The following is a 16104-nucleotide window of genomic DNA, read 5'->3' on the forward strand; positions in this document are numbered from 1 at the left end:
CCGGCCGAACCGGCCGGACCGTCGTCGGCGGCGGTGCGTCGGCGGTCGAGCCACATCCGGGCGAGCATGCCGACGACGGCGAGCATCAGCGCCGTACCGACGACGTACTTGACGCGCTGCTGAAGGTCGTCGCCGTCGCCGAGCGCCCGGAGCAGGAACACCCCGCCGAAGGCGGCCGGAACGGCGGTCGGCAGCAGCCACCGCACGATGTCCCAGCGGACGGTCCCGGCCCGCTGGTGGACCAGCGCGCCGAACGGCTTCATGAACACGGACGCGGCCAGGTCGCTGCCGATGGCCGCGGTGGGATTCACCCCGAACACCATGACCATGATCGGCGTCATGAGCGCCCCGCCGCCTATGCCGGTGAGGCCCACGGCGAAGCCGACCAGGGCTCCCGCGACGACGATCGGAACGGTGGCATCCATGGTGGGGGACGTTAGCCACCTTCCCTATGGGAAACGTATGGAACCGCGTCCCGCCCCGCTGAAACCGGGCTGAAGCCGGGCTGAACCGCCGTGGCCGCACGCTCTGCGGCATGACGACGAACGGACACGAACACCAGGACGAACGCGAACTCGCGATCGCGGCCACCGGACTGCGCAAGGCCTACGGGGACAAGACCGTCCTCGACGGCATCGACATCCGGGTGCCGGCCGGCACGGTCTTCTCGCTCCTCGGGCCGAACGGCGCCGGCAAGACCACGGCGGTCAACATCCTCTCCACCCTGATCTCCGCCGACGCCGGCACCGCCCGGATCGCCGGGCACGACCTCACCGCCGAGGCCCAGCGGGTACGGGCCGCCATCGGGGTCACCGGCCAGTTCTCCGCCGTGGACGGACTGATCACCGGCGAGGAGAACATGCTCCTCATGGCCGACCTGCACCACCTCTCCAAGCGGGAGGGACGGCAGGTCACCGCCGACCTGCTGGAGCGGTTCGACCTCACCGAGGCCGCGAGGAAGCCCGCCTCCACCTACTCCGGCGGCATGAAGCGCCGCCTCGACATCGCCATGACCCTGGTCGGCCGCCCGCGGATCATCTTCCTCGACGAGCCGACCACCGGCCTCGACCCGCGCTCCCGCCACACCATGTGGCAGATCATCCGCGAACTGGTCTCCGGCGGCACCACCGTCTTCCTCACCACCCAGTACCTGGACGAGGCCGACCAGCTCGCCGACCGCATCGCGGTCCTCAACGGCGGGAAGCTCGTCGCCGAGGGCAGCGCCGAGGAGCTGAAGCGGCTGGTGCCGGGCGGTCACGTACGGCTGCGGTTCTCCGACCCCGCGGCCTACGAGCGGGCGGCGACCGAACTGCGCGAGACCACCCGGGACGACGAGGCCCTCGCCCTGCAGATCCCCAGCGGCGGCACCCAGCGCGAGCTGCGCGCCATCCTCGACTGGCTCGACGCCGCCGGCATCGAGGCCGACGAGCTCTCCGTGCACACCCCCGACCTGGACGACGTGTTCTTCGCCCTGACCGGCAACCCCGTGGCTTCGACCGACAAGGAGACCGTCCGATGAGCACCGCTTCCCACGCCCTGCGCGACAACCTCACCATGCTGCGGCGCAACCTCCTGCACGCCCGCCGCTACCCCTCCCTCACCCTGAACCTCCTGCTCACCCCGGTCATCCTGCTGCTCCTGTTCGTCTACGTCTTCGGCAACGTGATGAGCGCCGGCCTCACCGGCGGCCACGCGGACCGGTCCGAGTACGTCGCCTACCTCGTCCCCGGCATCCTCTTCCTGACCGCCGCCATGACCTCGCTCGGCACCGCCGTGTCGGTGGCCACCGACATGACCGAGGGCATCATGGCCCGGTTCCGCACCATGGCGATCTCCCGCGCCTCGGTGCTGATCGGACACGTGGTCGGCAGCGTGACCCAGACGATGGCGGCCCTGGTCCTCGTCCTCGGCATCGGGCTCGCGATCGGGTTCCGGCCCGACGCCTCGCCGGTGGAGTGGCTCGCCGCGGCCGGACTGATGGCCCTGGTCAGCCTCGCGCTGACCTGGCTCGCGGTCGGCATCGGCCTGATCAGCCCCAACGCCGAGGGCGCCAGCAACATCGGGACCCCGCTGGTGATGCTGCCCTTCCTGTCCAGCGCGTTCGTCCCGGTGGACGCCATGCCGGGCTGGTTCCGCTGGTTCGCCGAGTACCAGCCGTTCTCGCCCTTCATCGAGACCCTGCGCGGTCTGCTGCTGGGCAGCGGAATCGGCACGAAGAACGCGCTGCTGGCCCTCGGCTGGGGCCTCGGGCTGACCGTGCTCGGCTACCTGTGGGCCAAGGCCCGGTTCAGCCGCGAGCCCCGGCAGTGACCTCGTGCAGCGCCCGCCGGGCCGCCGCCCGCAACTGATCCCGCCCCAGGGCCGCGTACTCCGACCTCGCGTCGGCGTACGCGGCCCCGTCCGCGTTCTCGGCCGCCTGCCGGGACCGGGCCGAGGAGAGGGTGGGCAGGTCCCGCATCACCGGCAGCACCTCCGCCAGCGCCAGCAGCCGTACCGCCGCCCTGTCGCCCCGGGCCAGCCCGGCATGGCCGAGGGCGAGCAGCACCGAGCCGTAGACCGGCAGTTCCAGCAGGTCCCGGGCGCCGGCAGCGTCGTCGGACCGCATCCCGAGCAGCCGCTCCCGCAGATGCCCGGCCAGCTCGGCCACCGGCTCCAGCCGGCCGTGCTGCGCGTGCGCGGCGAGCGCGGCCGCCTGCACCTGGAGCGACCACGAGTCCAGGAAGGGATCGTCCGGGGCCAGCGCACCGGCCTCCCGGATCCCGGCCGCCGCCTGCCGCCACAGGCCGAGGCCGATCTCGGTCAGCCCCCGGGCCAGCGCGATCTCCGCCCGGGCCTGCAGCAGTTCGGGGCTGAAGGCCTGGGCGGCCTCCTGCTGCCGGTCCGGTGCGGCACGGCCCAGCCAGTACTCCGCCTCCTCGACGTCCTCGCGCTGCAGACAGGCGGAGACCAGCCCGTAGTGGACGCCGATCGCGTCCGACCAGGTGCCGGCCCCAGTGAGCGCTTCGGCGGCCCGGAGATGGTCGTAGGCCTCCGCGCCGCGCTCCGTCTTGAGGCACAGCTCGCCGAGCCGGCCGTGGCTGAGCAGCGTCATGACCGGATTGCCGAGCGGCCCGACCGCCGCGAGCATCCGGCGCGCGCAGCGGAGCGCGCGTTCCGTCTCGTACGCGGACTCCCACAGGTAGCTGGCGACACCCGCCGCGAGGCCCGCCAGCAGGGGCTCGCCGGCGTCGCACAGCTCCTCCAGCCGCGCGTACTCAGGCGGGCGCATGTCCGGGACCGCGCACAGCACGGCGGCCAGGGCCCGCGGCACGGTGTCGGCCGGGGCCGGCGGCAGGCGGCGCAGCGTGACGAGCTGGCGTACGGCGTGCGGGCCGTAGCCCATGAAGAGACCGGCCGCGCACACCGCCGCCGCGCTCCGGGCCGTCTCCACGTCCTCGGGGCGCTCCGGTCCCGGGCGGAAGTGGGACAGCGGCCCACCGGTCTCGGCGGCGAGGGTGACGAACCGGGTGTAGCTGTTGCCGACCGACCACAGGGAGGCCAGGACGGCGGTGACGGCGGCGGTGGCGGGGCCGTCGGCGCGGGCCAGGGCGTGCCGCAGGGCGAGGACCAGGTTGTCCTGCTCGGCCCGGACCCGGTCGAAGGAGGCCGGCGCCTCGGTGCCGTACATCCCGGCGTGGTGAGCCCGGCCGAAGTCCCGGGCCCAGGCGAGGAACCGGCCCGTCACGGCCTCGTCCTCACCCGCCTCCGCCCGCCGGGCGGCGCCGAACTCCCGTAGCGTCTCCAGCATGTGGAACCGCACCCCGGCGGCGCTCTCGCCCACCTTCACCAGAGACTGACCGGCCAGCTGCTCCAGCAGGTCCATCGCGTCCCCGTCCGTGTCCCCGTCCGTGTCCCCGCCGGCGCCGAGTACGTACTCCGCCGCGGCCACGTCGAAGCCCCCGGGGAACACCGACAGCGCGCGCAGGGCCGCCCGTCCCGTCGGCTCCAGCAGGTTCCAGCTCCACTCGACCACGGCCCGCAGCGTGCGGTGCCGTTCGGGGGCGTCCCGGGCGCCGCCGCGCAGCAGCGCGAAACGGTCCCGCAGCCGGTGCGCGATGTCGGCCACGGACAGCACCCGCACCCGGGCCGCGGCCAGCTCCACCGCCAGCGGCAGCCCGTCCAGGTGCCGGCAGATCTCGGCGACCCGGTCGGCGGGCAGCTCCACCCCGGGCCGGGCGGCCCGCGCCCGCTGCCCGAACAGCTCGACGGAGGTCGCCAGGGACAGCTCCGGCAGGGCGTACACGGACTCCGAGGTCAGCCCGAGCGGGGCCCGGCTGGTGGCCAGGACGCGCAGCTCCTTCGACCGTGACACCAGCGCCTGCACGAGGGCGGAGGCGCCGGCGACCACGTGCTCGCAGTTGTCGAGGACCAGCAGCGCGGGGCCGGGACCCAGCGCGGCGACGATCCCGCTCACCGTGTCCTTGCCGCCGCCCGGGAGCTGGCGGCCCTCGCTGCCGCCGACGGCCGAGGCGACCTCGTCCGCCACGTCGTGGTCGGTGACACCGGCCAGGGTGACGAAGTGGACGACGGGCTGCTCGGCCGCCCGGCTGACCGCGTGCGAGAGCCGGGTCTTGCCGAGCCCGCCGGGGCCGACCACGGTGACCACCCGGGCGCCGCGCAGCAGCCCGGCCACCGCCGCGATGTCCGCGTCCCGGCCCAGCAGCGGGTTCGGCTCGTGCGGCACCCCGTGCCGGACCGGCGCCGCGTCCGCGCTCAGCAACTCCTGGTGCACGGCCCGGAGCCGGGCCCCCGGATCACTGCCCAGCTCGTCCCGGAGCCGGCGCCGGTAGCCGTCGTAACGGGCCAGCGCCGCGGCCCGACCCGCGCCGGCGGCCTCGCAGCGCAGCAGCTCCGCCAGCACCTCCTCGTCCCGGGGCAGCTCCCGGTTCAGCTCGGTCAGCGGTGCGGTGGCCTCCGCCCGCCGGCCCAGCCGGGCGAGCGCGAGGGCGTGCGAGCGCACCAGCGCCCGGTAGGCCCGCAGCCGTTCGGCCCGCAGCGCGGCCACCGGGTCGTGCAGTTCCTCGCCCGGCCCGGCGCCCACGCTCCCGTCCCACAGCGCCAGCCCCGCCTCGGCCCGCGCCAGGGCGCCCGCGTGGTCCCCGGCCCGCGCCCGTTCGGCGGCGGCCGCCTCGTGCACGAGCAGCGCGGAACTGTCGACCTGCGTCTCGTCCAGCCCCAGCCGGTACCCCGTCGGCGTGCTCACGACCAGCTCGGCACCCAGCTGCGACCTGAGCCGGGACACCAGGATCTGCACCGCCTTGCCCGGCCGCTCCGGCAACTCGTCCGGCCACAGCCCCTCCACCAGCCGCCCGGTGCTGCAACCGGTACGCAGGTCCGCGGCGAGCAGCGCCAGCAGCCCGCGCAGCCGCGGCGCGGTGATCTCCCGCCCCCGACACGCGACTCGGGGCAGCAGGGTGAGCTCGGGGGTGTCTGTGGTCACCCGTGCAGACTAAGGGGGTCCGGCAGCGCCCCAAAGGGGCGCGGGGAACTGCGCGACCAGCCACCATGGCGCCGCAGTCGACATACTGCGCATCGCGGCCTGCTTTTCACTGCCGTGTGGCTGCCCGCCCGAAGGTCCGCTCGAAGGCGGCGGAGGCGACTTCCTCGCGCCACTGCAGCGCAGCCTTCCCGCTCGCGCCGAGCAGCGCCCGGCACTCCGCCCCCGGCGCCCGACCGCTGCCGGGAAGCTGCCCGGCGCAGGCGGCGGCCGGCCGGTAGCCGTCGCGGGCGGGGTTGCCCCGCCACAGGCTCACGCCGGGGAGGAAGGCGTACTCCAGCGAGGCCCGGGCCAGGTCCTTGAGCTCCGGGTACGTCAGGCCGTAGGCCCCGGCGGCGTACTGGTACTCGTGGCTGATGTCGGTGCGCGAGACGCCGGGGTCGTCGGTGGCCAGGACGACCGGCACCCCGTAGGACCGGTAGGTGTCGAAGAGGTGCGCGGCCCCGCGCACCCCGAGGATCTGGGCGTTGCTGGTGAAGGGCACCTCGACGGCGATCCGCCGGGCGGCCATCGTGCGGGCCGTCCGCTGCCAGTCGTCCTCGTGCCGGAGGTCGACGCCGTGGCCGACGCGCTCGGCGCCGGCGATGTCCACGGCCTCCCGGAGATGGAACCGGAGGTCCTCGGGGTCGACCAGGCCGGGCCGCAACTCGCCCGCGTGCAGGGTGACATGGGCCCTCGGGTAGACCGAGTGCAGGAACCTCACCATGCGCATCTGCACGGTGTAGTCGGCCAGCGCGACGGGCCCGTCCTCGGGCTGGACGAGGTTGACGGCGAGGAAGCGGGGGTCCGCCTCGGCGAGCCGCATGCCGAGGGCGAGCTCGGTGAAGACGCGCTCGCGGGACTCGCCCCGGAAGGCCTGGTAGACGTAGCGCACGGTGAGCCGGCAGCCGGGGCGGGGCCGGTCGGTGCCGCAGCGGGCGGCGGCCCGGAACCCGGCGTCGGCCTCGTCCGTCGCCCGGCGCGCCTCGGCGACCACCTCGTCGAGCCGGCCGCCCGCCACGAGCCGCGCGTACATCTCGGGGAGGTCGGGGTCCCAGCCGACCTCGTCGGCCAGCTGCTCGGCGCGGTCGGAGGCCGGGTTGACCATGGTCTCCAGGTAGAACTGGTGCTGCGCCGCCACCGAGTCGGCGACCTCGGCGAGCACCTTGCCCGGGTGGAGCGCGGGCACCAGCCCGAACTTGTCGAACGTGGCGAAGAAGTGGTCGTGGCCGCTGCGGTCCGGCGGGAACCCGTACATGGACCAGGCCCGCAGGATCGCCTCGCGGAAGTCACGGTCGCCGCGGGCGTCGGCGGCCGGCCGGGTGCCGGGGCCGCAGGGCGGTACGACGGCGGTCAGCGTCGCCGTGTCGACGCACAGCCCGTCCCCGGCGGCGAGCGCGATCAGGTACTCCGTCCTGAGCGCGCCGAAGAGGTGGTTGTGCAGGTCGCCGCCCTTGGGCAGCTTCAGGAAGAACCTGCGCAGGGCCCGGGGGTCCGCGGCCTGCGCCCGCAGCGATGCCAGGTACGCGTCCGTGCGGGCCTCGGCCTCCGTCAGGGGGCGTGGGTAGGCGTGGGGTTGCCGGGGCGGCCGGGGGAGGGCGGCCGCGGGCGGTGCGGCCGACAGGCAGGTCAGCAGGGAGCAGCAGAGCAGGGTCAGGGCCGCGGCGAGGGCGCGGGCGTGGGTGCGAGCGGGGCCCGGGTGCGGGGCGGCGGCTGCGACGGCGGGCGCCGTGCGGCGTGGGTGGCCGGCGGTGCGAGCGCCGTCGTAGGTCGTCACGGACCGATGATCATCAAGTCGGGCCGGTCGCGGCCGGACAGCCACGCGGCACGCACCGCAGAGCCACCCGAGCGGGCGCAGACCGTGCGTCGGCCGCGGGGTTGGTCCGGCGTCGGCCGCGGGGTTGGTCGGGCGTGGGGTCGGGGGGTTGGTCGGGCGTGGGGCGGCGGGGTTGGTCGGGCGTGGGGTCGGGGGGTGGGTCGGGCGTGGGCCGGCGGGTCGGGCAGGCGCCGGCCGCCAGGTCGGTCAGGCGTCGGCCGGCGGACGGTCCGCCGTGACGACGTAGTAGTCCAGCAGGCCGTCGCGGTAGGCCGGCAGGAAGTTGCGCGGCCACTGCACGGGCAGGTCGATGCCGGCGAGGAAGCGGTCCAGGCCCGGCCAGACGTGGTCGCCGATCGACTCGGCCCGCACGCCGGTCAGGCCGGCGCTGCCGAGGGCGTCGACCAGCGACACCAGCGGGTGGGCCACGTCCAGGCCGGACGCGAAGCTCTCCAGCCGGACGGCCAGTTCCCCGCCCGCGTCCTCGGCGCCGGCCGGCAGGAAGAAGCTGGTGACGGCCAGCCGGCCGCCGGGCCGCAGCACCCGGGCGGCCTCGCGGGCGAACGCGGCCAGGTCGCGGAAGTGCTGGGCGGCCTCCACCGAGTACAGCCGGTCGAAGCGGCCGTCCTCGAACGGCATCCGCTCCGCCGCCCCGTGCGCGAAACCGAGCCGCTCCGGTGCCCGGGCGAGCAGCCCGGCGTTGGTCCGGCGGGCCCGCTCCAGTTGCTCGGGGTGGATGTCCAGGCCGGTCACGGCGGCGAAACCGAACTCCTCCAGCGCGAGCGCGGCGCCGACCCCCAGCCCGCAGCCGACCTCGACGGCACGGGCGTCGGCCCCGTCGAGGGCCCCGAACACGAGGCGGTAGAGGTCGCGCTGGCTGCGCACCCGGTCCTCGGCGGTCAGCGGACGGTCGAGCGGGATCCCGGCCCAGTGCCCGAAGTTGATGAACCCGCCCGCGAACGCCGGTGCGGAGCTGAGGTCCTGCGGCCCGTAGATGGCACGCACGGCGGGCGTGACGGCGAGGTCGCGGCTGCGGTCCACGTGATCTCCTTCTGCGCGGCGGACGTGCGGTCGATTGTGCGGTCGATGTGCGGTGAGCGTGCCCGGCCCGGACGTTCTCCCCCCTTCCCCGGCCGCTCAGTCCGTGTCGCCCGCCCGAGGGTGCTCGCCGTGCATGCCGTGCGTGCCGTGCCCGCTGTGCGTGTGCTCGTGGCCGTGCCCCTCCGGCTGCTCCCCGCCGTCCGGGGAACCTCCCATCATCCGCAGCATCGCCCGGCCGCCGGTGCGCAGGAACCGTACGACCAGTGCGGCGGCCAGCAGCAGGAAGACGATGTTGAGGTACGTGGTGTAGTTCCAGCTGATCCCCTCGTCGGGGATCTTCGCGTCGGCCTGGTCGGGGATCAGCCCGAGGCCCCCGAAGACGAGTTCCACCACGTAGCCGGCCACCACCATCGAGGCGTAGAAGGTGCCCAGCAGGAACGCGGCCGTCCGGGCGCCGTAGTACTTCCGGTAGATGTTGAGGATCGGCAGGATCAGCAGGTCGGCGTAGATGAAGGCGATGACGCCGCCGAAACTGATGCCGCCCTTCCAGAGCACCACGGCCAGCGGCACGTTGCCGATGGAGCAGACGAACGACACGATGGCCACCACCGGCCCGATCAGCGGCCCGGTCAGCTTGGCCGCGAGCGGATGGCCGGCCAGGAAGAAGCTCTGCCAGAAGTCGTCCGGCACCCAGGCGGCGATCGCCCCGGCGATCAGCAGCCCCACCACCAGGTCGCGCAGGATCGCCGCCCACTCCATGACGAAGATGTGCGAGACGGACGTGAACCCGTCCCGGGAGAACAGCCGGCGGGCGAAACCGCCCTCGCCGCCGACGGACATGTCCATCGCCGCGTGCCCCTCCATCGAGCCCGCCAGCCCGCGCTCGGCCTGCTCCCGCGCCTGTCGCAGCAGCCGCTCGCGCAGCAGCACGCGGAAGAGTACGGCGAGGACGACGATCATGACCGGGCCGCCGACGAACTCCGCGGCGGTGAACTGCCACCCCATCAGCAGGGCCAGGATCACGCCCAGTTCGATCACGAGGTTGGTGGAGGCGATCTCGAAGGCCATGGCCGCGGTGAAGTCGGCGCCCTTGCGGAACAGGGAGCGGGCGAGCGCGACGGCGGCGTAGGAACAGGACGAGGAGGCGGCGCCGACCCCCGCGGAGAGCGCGAGCGTACGGGGCCGGTCGTCCCCGAGCAGCCGTACGACCGTCTCCCGGCGCACCACCGCCTGCACGATCGCGGAGAGTGCGAAGCCGAGGATCAGTGCCCACGTGATCTCCCAGGTCATCGACCCGGCGATGGAGAGCGCGTGTCCGACCGCATGCATGGTGTCCGCCCTTCGCAGTCCGTCGCGACCATCTGTTTATATACCCCTGGAGGGTATGTAGGCCAGTGATGCCACGGCATCCGGACGGTCCCAGGAGCGGCAGTAGACTCCGCCTAGGTCCCAAGGGTCCTGGGGGGAGCCGCACGCTCCTGTCACGGTTGCGCCGCGGGCGGACGGCCACCCCGAGACTGCCGCTGCCCGGCCCGGCCCGGCCCGTGCCGGCACCGGCGGCACACCCTGTGCACGGAGCGCCTCCTGCTCTACACCCCGGAGTCGGCGCTGGACATCGCCGCCGCCGTGGCCGCCGGGTCGGACCCGGCGGCCCAGCGGTGGCTGGGCTGGGTGGAACGTGAGGTCATCGGCGCGGACGTCCGCAGCGCCGTGCTCCGGCTGCGCCCCGGTGACACCGACGCGCTACGGACGCCCGGGTCGGCCAGGCACCTGTCGGCCCGCCCGCACGAACCCGGCGCCGAGACACTGGACACGAACCGGCGAACACCGCGAGTGGCCGGGCGCTGGCGAAGGCCGGCTTCGTGGCGGCCGACGGACCGCCACGCCACACCCTGCCGAACGGCCGCGAGATCGACGCCCGCTGGCTCGAGCACACCACGACCGCCCCGCTCAGCCGCTGCCGGGACGCCGCCCCGCTACCTGCGTGAGCCGCATCCCGGGCAGAAGGCCGCCCCGTCCGGCACCACCGCGGAACAGGAGGAACACCGCTCCGACTGGGCCAGGTGGTAGCCGCAGCCCGAGCAGAAGGCGGCACCGTGGGTCTCGGTCCGGCACTGCGGGCAGACCAGCTGGCGGGGCGTGCTCGGGTCGTAGCCCTGCCCGGCCTGCTGCCCCGCCGCGTACGCCCGCTGCGAGGCCATGTCGTTGAGGCCGCGCTGCTGGGCCGCCATCGCCTCGGCGGCCGTGTCCGGCGCGCAGCGCAGGCACAGCCCCTGGGCCGCGTTCCAGCAGCGGCCGCACACGTAGTCGGTGCAGCGCGCGCAGCGGTTGAAGTGCCCCTGCGCGTTGTTGATCGCCCGCTGGAACGCCTCGTCGCGGGAGCGCCCGTAGCCGGCCCCCGCCAGGCCGTCGGCCGCCGACGTCAGGCCGGTGCCGGTGCGGCCGAGCAGCCCCCAGGCCACGTCGACGCCCTTGCGGAGCCACGTGGCGGCCCGCTCCCCGGCGTACGGCTCGAACGGCGAGCGCCAGGTGTCGTAACAGCGCGCGCAGGAGAACTCGAACTGGAACCCGGCCCCGGTCCCGTTCCGCTCGCACAGATCCCGGTAGTTGTTGCTGAAGTAGATCTCGGCGCTCATGTGGTCCCCCCACAGGTCAGGCCATCGGCACACATGCCGTACGACGCAGGGGAATCGGTACTGGTTCTGGCCAAAGCGGCCGAGTTCAGGCCACGGCCCGGGACGGTTGCCTCAGGCCGTGGATCTCTCGGGCGCTCCCGGCCCTCACATCGTCGCCGTACCGCCGCCGGTGAGCCCCGGGGCCAGCTCCGGGAACCAGAAGACGGCGACGGCCAGGCCGATCGAGGTGATGCCCACCGCACGGGCCACCAGGTGGCCTGCCGGGGCCAGTTTCTCGGCGGTGATCACGGCGGTCAGGGCCACCATGGCCCACAGGTTCATCACCCCGAACGCCGTCAGCAGCACCATCAGCGACCAGCAGCAGCCCAGGCAGAAGGCCCCGTGGTGGGCCCCGGCACGCAGATCACGGGAGGGCCCCGGATATGAGGCGTAGTGCAGCATCTGCCCGACCGGCGAGCGGCACTTGGCCAGGCAGAGGTCCTTGAGGGGCGTGAGCTGGTAGACGCCGCCGACGACGAAGACGGCCGCGGCCACCGTGGTCCCCGCCGCGGCGGGGAGGCCCCCCGCCCGGCCCAGGCCGGCGGCCAGCGCGTACGCCGGCAGCCCGGCCGCGGCCCAGACGAGCAGGTAGGCGACCGTGAAGACGATCATGCGCGGCGTCCGGTGCGCGGCGATGGTTCGGGCGTACAGCGCGGCGACGGGCGCCGTGCCGGGCAGCATCATCGCGGCCATCATCAGGGTCCACACCGCGAGGAAGGCGGCGAGGCCCAGGCCCATCGTGCCCGGCATCGCCCGGGCGTCGCCCCAGCGCGTCACCACCCAGACCCACGCGGCGGCCGCCGCGACCAGGAGCAGTCCGGCGGGGGCCGTCCCGCGGCGGACTGCGACCGGCCGACCGGTCACGCGGACCACGCGAAGGGGGCCGAGTGGCCGTTGCCACCGGAGAAGTCCCAGGACCGGCCGTACACGCCGCCGCCCCTCGCCCGGGTGGACCGGGCGATGGCGAGCGTGCTGTTCGCCGGGTGGAACATGCCGGTCAGGTGCATGACCGGGCCGTCCGCGCCGAACTGCGGGGCGACCTGGTCCTCGATCTCGATGTCGATGACGTCGCCCACCCGCGCGGCGTGGCGGCGCCCGTCGTCGTGGTAGTCGATGGGGACGCGCTCCACGCCGAGCACCTTGCCGATGAGCGGCGCGAGAGCCGCCATCGGCCCGCCGGCCTCACCGCCGAAGACCCTGCCCAGGGCGTCCGCCTGGCTGTCGTCGGCCGAGGCGTCGAGGTACAGCGCGACCTGCCAGCCGCCGTCGGCCATCACCCGGGGAGCGTCGATGAAGACGGCGACGCAGCGGTCGGAGACGTCCACGCCGTCCACGCTCCCGCTGTCCACGTGGAACGCGAAGGTCACCCGGCACCGCTCGTGGTCGGCCGGCGCGGTCAGACCCGAGGTCGTACAGGGACAGACCACCTCGCAGTTGCAACTCTCCAGATAGGTGCCGCTCAGATTCCAGGGCATCGCTCTACCTCCCCTTCGGCGAAGGGAATGCCGCTGGAGGGCCCGTTCCATCCGGTACCGCTCTCGTCTTCAGGCTATTCCCGACGCCCCCCGTCGCGCAGATCCGCCGCCGGGTGTCAGCGGGTCGCCGTGGTGTGGAGGTGGTTGAGGGCGGAGACCACGGTGGTGTTGCGGTGCCAGACCAGCCAGCGGCCGACCTGCCTGCCGAGCTGGTCGAGCGCTGCCGACTGGGCGGCGGTGAGGTGGAGGAGGGGCCGGTCGTGGTGGGAGGAGACCATGCCGATGACGGCGCCTCTGGGGCTGAGCAGCGGCACGCTGTGGCAGGCGTGGCTGCCCGTCTGCAGGATCGTCCGCCGGGAGACCTCGTCGAAGGTGTCGGAGGCGGCGACGTCCTTGACGGTGACCTGCCGGGTCTGCTCCGCGGCCTGCGCGCAGGACGTGGTGGAGGTGTCGATGAAGGTGAAGTAGTCGGTGAAGCGGCCGTTCAGCCCGGTGTGGTGTTCCATGCGGAGCATGCCGTTCTGCACCAGCTGCACGTTGCCCATCTCGGCACCGGTGATGCGCAGGGTGCGGTGCAGGGCGGCCTTGAGGACGGCACCCTCGTCGGCCGGCCGTCGCTCGTCGCCGCGCAGCGCGGGCAGTGCGGGCAGCGGCGGAGCGGCCGGGCGCGGCCGGCTCGGCACCCAGCTGGAGGCGCCCGGCTCGGGGGCGGGCAGGTGGACGGCCGTGTCGGCGAGGGTGTGCAGTTTGACGTTGAACCGCTGGGAGGCGCGGCGCAGCAGGTCGAACGCCTCCTGATCCGAGGAGAGCCGGTACGAGGCGACGAGGAGCCGTTCGGCCCGGGCGACACCGGCCCGTGCCAGTTTCCTGTTCCGCGCGTCGATCGCCTGCTGCTCGGGGTCCTCGGGCCCACGTTCTCCCGGCCGGAGCGCAGGCGTACCGGAATTCTCGGTCATGGAAGCACCTCACCTCCTGATCTGACTCACCCGTGCACTGGCGGCCACGGTTGTGCCCCTCACGTCTTCCCGCATCCTCAGCGGGCATGTTCGCCTGTGGCGTGCGCCACCTGGAGCCGGAGAATTTCCTCGGCACGGTGTCGATCGGTGGGCCGCCCGTTCGACGCCTGGACAGAGGCGCGACGCACCGGGGGCCCACCGGACACTCAGCGCCTCTGTGCTCGACCAATGCTGGTCCACTGGCCGACCAGCGCGTTCGGAACGCCGACCGCGCACCCGGCCGCCGGACGACCCGAGGAGGAACCATGCAGATCCGCGCCCGTATGAGCATGAGTGCCGACGGCTACGTGACCACACCGAGCGGCTGGCCCGCCCTGACCGCCGACCCCGCCTTCGTCTCGGGTGAGAGCCACGGGATCCGGGAGTTCCTCGAAGGCTGCGAGGCGGCGCTGATGGGCCGCACCACCTTCGAGCCCGCGCTGACCAACAACCGCTGGCCGTGGCCGGACCTCGACGTGTTCGTGCTCGGCTCCCACCGTCCCGACGGCACCCCCGATCACGTCACCACCGACAGCGACCCGGCGCGGCTCCTGGAGAAACTCCGCTCGGCCAACCGGGGCGGCGACGTCCACCTCGTCGGAGGCCCGCAGACGATCGGGACGTTCCACGCCCTCGGCGCCCTCGACACCCTCGAACTGGTCGTACTCCCGCTCCTGTTCGGCGGCGGGACCCGACTGACCCCCATGCTCGGCCCCGACACCGGCCTCACCTTCCAGCGCGAACGAGCCCTGCCGGGCGGCTCGGTGGAGATCGTCTACTCCTGCCGGGGCAGCCGCACCGAACTCCCGGACAGGCCTGCCAGCCAACGGCCGTGAACCCCCCCGTACCCGGGACCGCTGCAGGCGCGGCGGCACGCACCGGCGGAGGGCACCCCGCCGGCCACGAGAGGAACGCGACATGACGGACACCATCGGGCTGCTGCACCCCGGCAGCATGGGAGCCGCCTTCGGGGCCCAGCTGCGAGCCCGCGGCCACACCGTGCTGTGGTGCCCTGAGGGACGCGGCCCTGGAACGCGCCGCCGAGCCGAGCAGGCGGGCCTCGAACCCGAGGCGTTCCCCGAACTTGTCTCCCGCTCCGACGTACTGCTCTCCCTGTGCCCTCCTGCCGCAGCGGAGGAGACCGCCGCCCGGACAGCCGAGGTCGGTTCGGCCCGCGTGGGCACGATCTACGTCGAAGGCAATGCCGTCGCGCCGTCACGCATGCGGCGTATCGCCGACCGCCTGGGCCCGATACCGGTCGTCGATGGTGCCGTGGTCGGATCGCCTCCGTTGGGCGGCACGTACCCGACGCTCTATCTGTCGGGCCCCGGCAAGCTGGTCGACCGGATCGCCGAGCTCTTCGCCGGTACCGATGTGCGGCCCCACGACCTGGGCGACAGCATCGGAAAAGCCTCCGCACTCAAGCTCGCCTACTCCAGCTACCAGAAGGTCTCCCGCGTGCTGGCCGCCGTGGCGTACGGGGCAGCCGAGACCTACGGCGTCTCGGACGAGTTGCTGGCAATCGCGGCCAGGCGCAGCCGCAGCTACCTCCTCGAGACCGACTACATCCCCAAGACCGCTGCCAGAGCCTGGCGTTGGGGACCGGAACTCGAGGACGCGGCGGTTTTGCTCGCCGACGCCGGGCTTCCGGACACGCTTGTGCAAGCCGCTGCCGCGACGCTCGCCAGGTGGAGCGAGAATCGAGAGGAGCGAACGGACATCGCCGAGGCGCTGGAAGCCCTGCGGACACGAGGGAACCAGGACAGGCCGAGCTGAGACGGCCGTGTCCGCTGTGCCGGTGACGTCGTGGCCGTCAGGGACGAGGTGACGAGACGCGGACCATCTCGTCGATCATCTCTGCGGCTTCGCGGGGCGCGGTCACATCCGTATCCACGCGCAGCTCCCACTGAGCGCGTGGACGACTCGCGAGATCGGCCTGAGTGGCGGCCCAAACGGCCAGCCGAGCCGCCGTGTCGGTGTCGCCCCGCTCCGATGAGCGTCGCGCGGCGGTCTCCCTGGAGCACCACAGCAGAACGCGCAGCCAGGCCGGGCAGAGGGCGGCTACGTGCTCCATCCCCACCATCTGACCGAGGTGTACGACGGGGATCCTGCCGCCTTCCATCGCCTGCTGGAGGCCGGGGCGGTCGACGACGTAGATGTTGCCGTACCGGTCGTTGCGGTAGATGACGTCGCCTCGTGCCTCCAAGGCGAGCAGCTGCTCCGGGGTGCCCATTCGGTAGCCCCGGGTCTTCCCGCTTCCGACCTTGAACCGGTTGAACGGCACACACCGCTCGTCGAGCTCGGTGAGTGCCGCTGTGATCGTGTCCTTGCCTGCCGTCGGCGGCCCGTACAGAAGAATGCCCTGCCGCACTTGAACACCGTCCCGAAGACGTGGCGCACCTGAGCCGTGAGTGAGATCGCGACGCCGAGCCGGTTGCCGACGACCGAGCGGCACGGGGGCCGGTGTCGGCACCGGGCCCCCGGGCGGGGTGCCGTCAGCCCTTGCCGAGCATCTTGTTCATCTCGGAGATCTCGGCGTTCTGCGTGGCGATGATGCCGTCGGCCATGCTCGTGGCAGGGCCGTACT

The 16104-nt window shown here is 73.6% G+C and carries 15 protein-coding genes; 5 read left to right on the top strand and 10 right to left on the bottom strand.

The genetic code is table 11. From position 1 onward, the window contains the following. On the bottom strand, positions 1 to 425 hold a 425-nt coding region (locus JF597_RS03945; RefSeq protein WP_293988860.1), incomplete at its 3' end, for a sulfite exporter TauE/SafE family protein. A 110-nt stretch (positions 426 to 535) separates the two neighbouring features. Here JF597_RS03945 and JF597_RS03950 point away from each other — a divergent pair. Both JF597_RS03950 and JF597_RS03955 read left to right on the top strand, forming a co-directional pair. Next, the gene (locus tag JF597_RS03950; RefSeq protein ID WP_293988863.1) at positions 536 to 1519 is read left to right on the top strand and encodes an ATP-binding cassette domain-containing protein; all 984 of its coding nucleotides are present in this window, start codon (positions 536 to 538) and stop codon (positions 1517 to 1519) included. Continuing rightward, complete coding sequence (locus tag JF597_RS03955; protein WP_293988866.1) at positions 1516 to 2310, top strand: ABC transporter permease; 795 nt, start codon at positions 1516 to 1518, stop codon at positions 2308 to 2310. Before JF597_RS03950 ends, JF597_RS03955 begins: the two co-directional genes overlap by 4 nt. Here the strand turns inward: JF597_RS03955 and JF597_RS03960 are convergent. From JF597_RS03960 to JF597_RS03975, 4 genes are all read right to left on the bottom strand, one after another. After that, entirely contained in the window at positions 2288 to 5479 is a 3192-nt protein-coding gene (locus tag JF597_RS03960) for a BTAD domain-containing putative transcriptional regulator (RefSeq protein ID WP_293988869.1), read from the bottom strand. The genes JF597_RS03955 and JF597_RS03960 overlap by 23 nt on opposite strands. Before the next feature lie 106 nt (positions 5480 to 5585). Next, entirely contained in the window at positions 5586 to 7166 is a 1581-nt protein-coding gene (locus JF597_RS03965) for an adenosine deaminase (RefSeq protein ID WP_293988898.1), read from the bottom strand. A gap of 372 nt (positions 7167 to 7538) precedes the next feature. After that, positions 7539 to 8372: a class I SAM-dependent methyltransferase gene (locus tag JF597_RS03970; RefSeq protein WP_293988872.1), complete on the bottom strand. Its 834-nt coding sequence runs from the start codon at positions 8370 to 8372 to the stop codon at positions 7539 to 7541. Positions 8373 to 8468: 96 nt separating this feature from the next. Next, positions 8469 to 9701: a permease gene (locus tag JF597_RS03975; RefSeq protein ID WP_293988875.1), complete on the bottom strand. Its 1233-nt coding sequence runs from the start codon at positions 9699 to 9701 to the stop codon at positions 8469 to 8471. A 533-nt stretch (positions 9702 to 10234) separates the two neighbouring features. On the opposite strand from JF597_RS03975, the gene JF597_RS03980 reads away from it, so the two are divergent. Further along, positions 10235 to 10360, top strand: coding sequence for a hypothetical protein (locus tag JF597_RS03980; RefSeq protein ID WP_293988877.1), 126 nt, complete (start codon positions 10235 to 10237; stop codon positions 10358 to 10360). Here the strand turns inward: JF597_RS03980 and JF597_RS03985 are convergent. The 4 genes from JF597_RS03985 to JF597_RS04000 all read right to left on the bottom strand — a co-directional run bounded on the left by JF597_RS03985 (position 10349) and on the right by JF597_RS04000 (position 13478). After that, a complete protein-coding gene (locus JF597_RS03985; protein WP_293988878.1) occupies positions 10349 to 11008 on the bottom strand; it encodes a zinc ribbon domain-containing protein in 660 nt (219 codons plus the stop codon). The genes JF597_RS03980 and JF597_RS03985 overlap by 12 nt on opposite strands. 144 nt (positions 11009 to 11152) lie before the next feature. Next, positions 11153 to 11911 (bottom strand): DUF2182 domain-containing protein, encoded by a 759-nt coding sequence (locus JF597_RS03990; protein ID WP_293988881.1) that lies wholly within the window; start codon positions 11909 to 11911, stop codon positions 11153 to 11155. After that, entirely contained in the window at positions 11908 to 12522 is a 615-nt protein-coding gene (locus tag JF597_RS03995; RefSeq protein ID WP_293988884.1) for a DUF1326 domain-containing protein, read from the bottom strand. Before JF597_RS03995 ends, JF597_RS03990 begins: the two co-directional genes overlap by 4 nt. Positions 12523 to 12638: 116 nt before the next feature. Beyond that, positions 12639 to 13478, bottom strand: coding sequence for an ANTAR domain-containing protein (locus JF597_RS04000; RefSeq protein WP_293988887.1), 840 nt, complete (start codon positions 13476 to 13478; stop codon positions 12639 to 12641). Between the two features lie 305 nt (positions 13479 to 13783). On the opposite strand from JF597_RS04000, the gene JF597_RS04005 reads away from it, so the two are divergent. Further along, positions 13784 to 14353: a dihydrofolate reductase family protein gene (locus tag JF597_RS04005; RefSeq protein WP_293988889.1), complete on the top strand. Its 570-nt coding sequence runs from the start codon at positions 13784 to 13786 to the stop codon at positions 14351 to 14353. Positions 14354 to 14435: 82 nt separating this feature from the next. After that, positions 14436 to 15293, top strand: coding sequence for an NAD(P)-dependent oxidoreductase (locus JF597_RS04010; protein WP_293988892.1), 858 nt, complete (start codon positions 14436 to 14438; stop codon positions 15291 to 15293). A gap of 37 nt (positions 15294 to 15330) precedes the next feature. Here JF597_RS04010 and JF597_RS04015 read toward each other — a convergent pair whose 3' ends face one another. Beyond that, positions 15331 to 15888: a guanylate kinase gene (locus JF597_RS04015; protein ID WP_293988895.1), complete on the bottom strand. Its 558-nt coding sequence runs from the start codon at positions 15886 to 15888 to the stop codon at positions 15331 to 15333. Between the last annotated feature and the right edge of the window lie 216 nt (positions 15889 to 16104).

Origin of the sequence: Streptomyces sp. (genome assembly GCF_019510245.1) — a bacterium.
Classification (GTDB): Bacteria; Actinomycetota; Actinomycetes; order Streptomycetales; family Streptomycetaceae; genus Streptomyces.

Excerpts from the sequence above, each read along its gene's own strand:
- JF597_RS03950 (WP_293988863.1), top strand. The coding sequence starts at position 536 with ATGACGACGAACGGACACGAACACCAGGACGAACGCGAACTCGCGATC.
- JF597_RS03955 (WP_293988866.1), top strand. The coding sequence starts at position 1,516 with ATGAGCACCGCTTCCCACGCCCTGCGCGACAACCTCACCATGCTGCGG.
- JF597_RS03975 (WP_293988875.1), bottom strand. The coding sequence starts at position 9,701 with ATGCATGCGGTCGGACACGCGCTCTCCATCGCCGGGTCGATGACCTGG.
- JF597_RS03985 (WP_293988878.1), bottom strand. The coding sequence starts at position 11,008 with ATGAGCGCCGAGATCTACTTCAGCAACAACTACCGGGATCTGTGCGAG.
- JF597_RS03995 (WP_293988884.1), bottom strand. The coding sequence starts at position 12,522 with ATGCCCTGGAATCTGAGCGGCACCTATCTGGAGAGTTGCAACTGCGAG.
- JF597_RS04000 (WP_293988887.1), bottom strand. The coding sequence starts at position 13,478 with ATGACCGAGAATTCCGGTACGCCTGCGCTCCGGCCGGGAGAACGTGGG.
- JF597_RS04005 (WP_293988889.1), top strand. The coding sequence starts at position 13,784 with ATGCAGATCCGCGCCCGTATGAGCATGAGTGCCGACGGCTACGTGACC.
- JF597_RS04010 (WP_293988892.1), top strand. The coding sequence starts at position 14,436 with ATGACGGACACCATCGGGCTGCTGCACCCCGGCAGCATGGGAGCCGCC.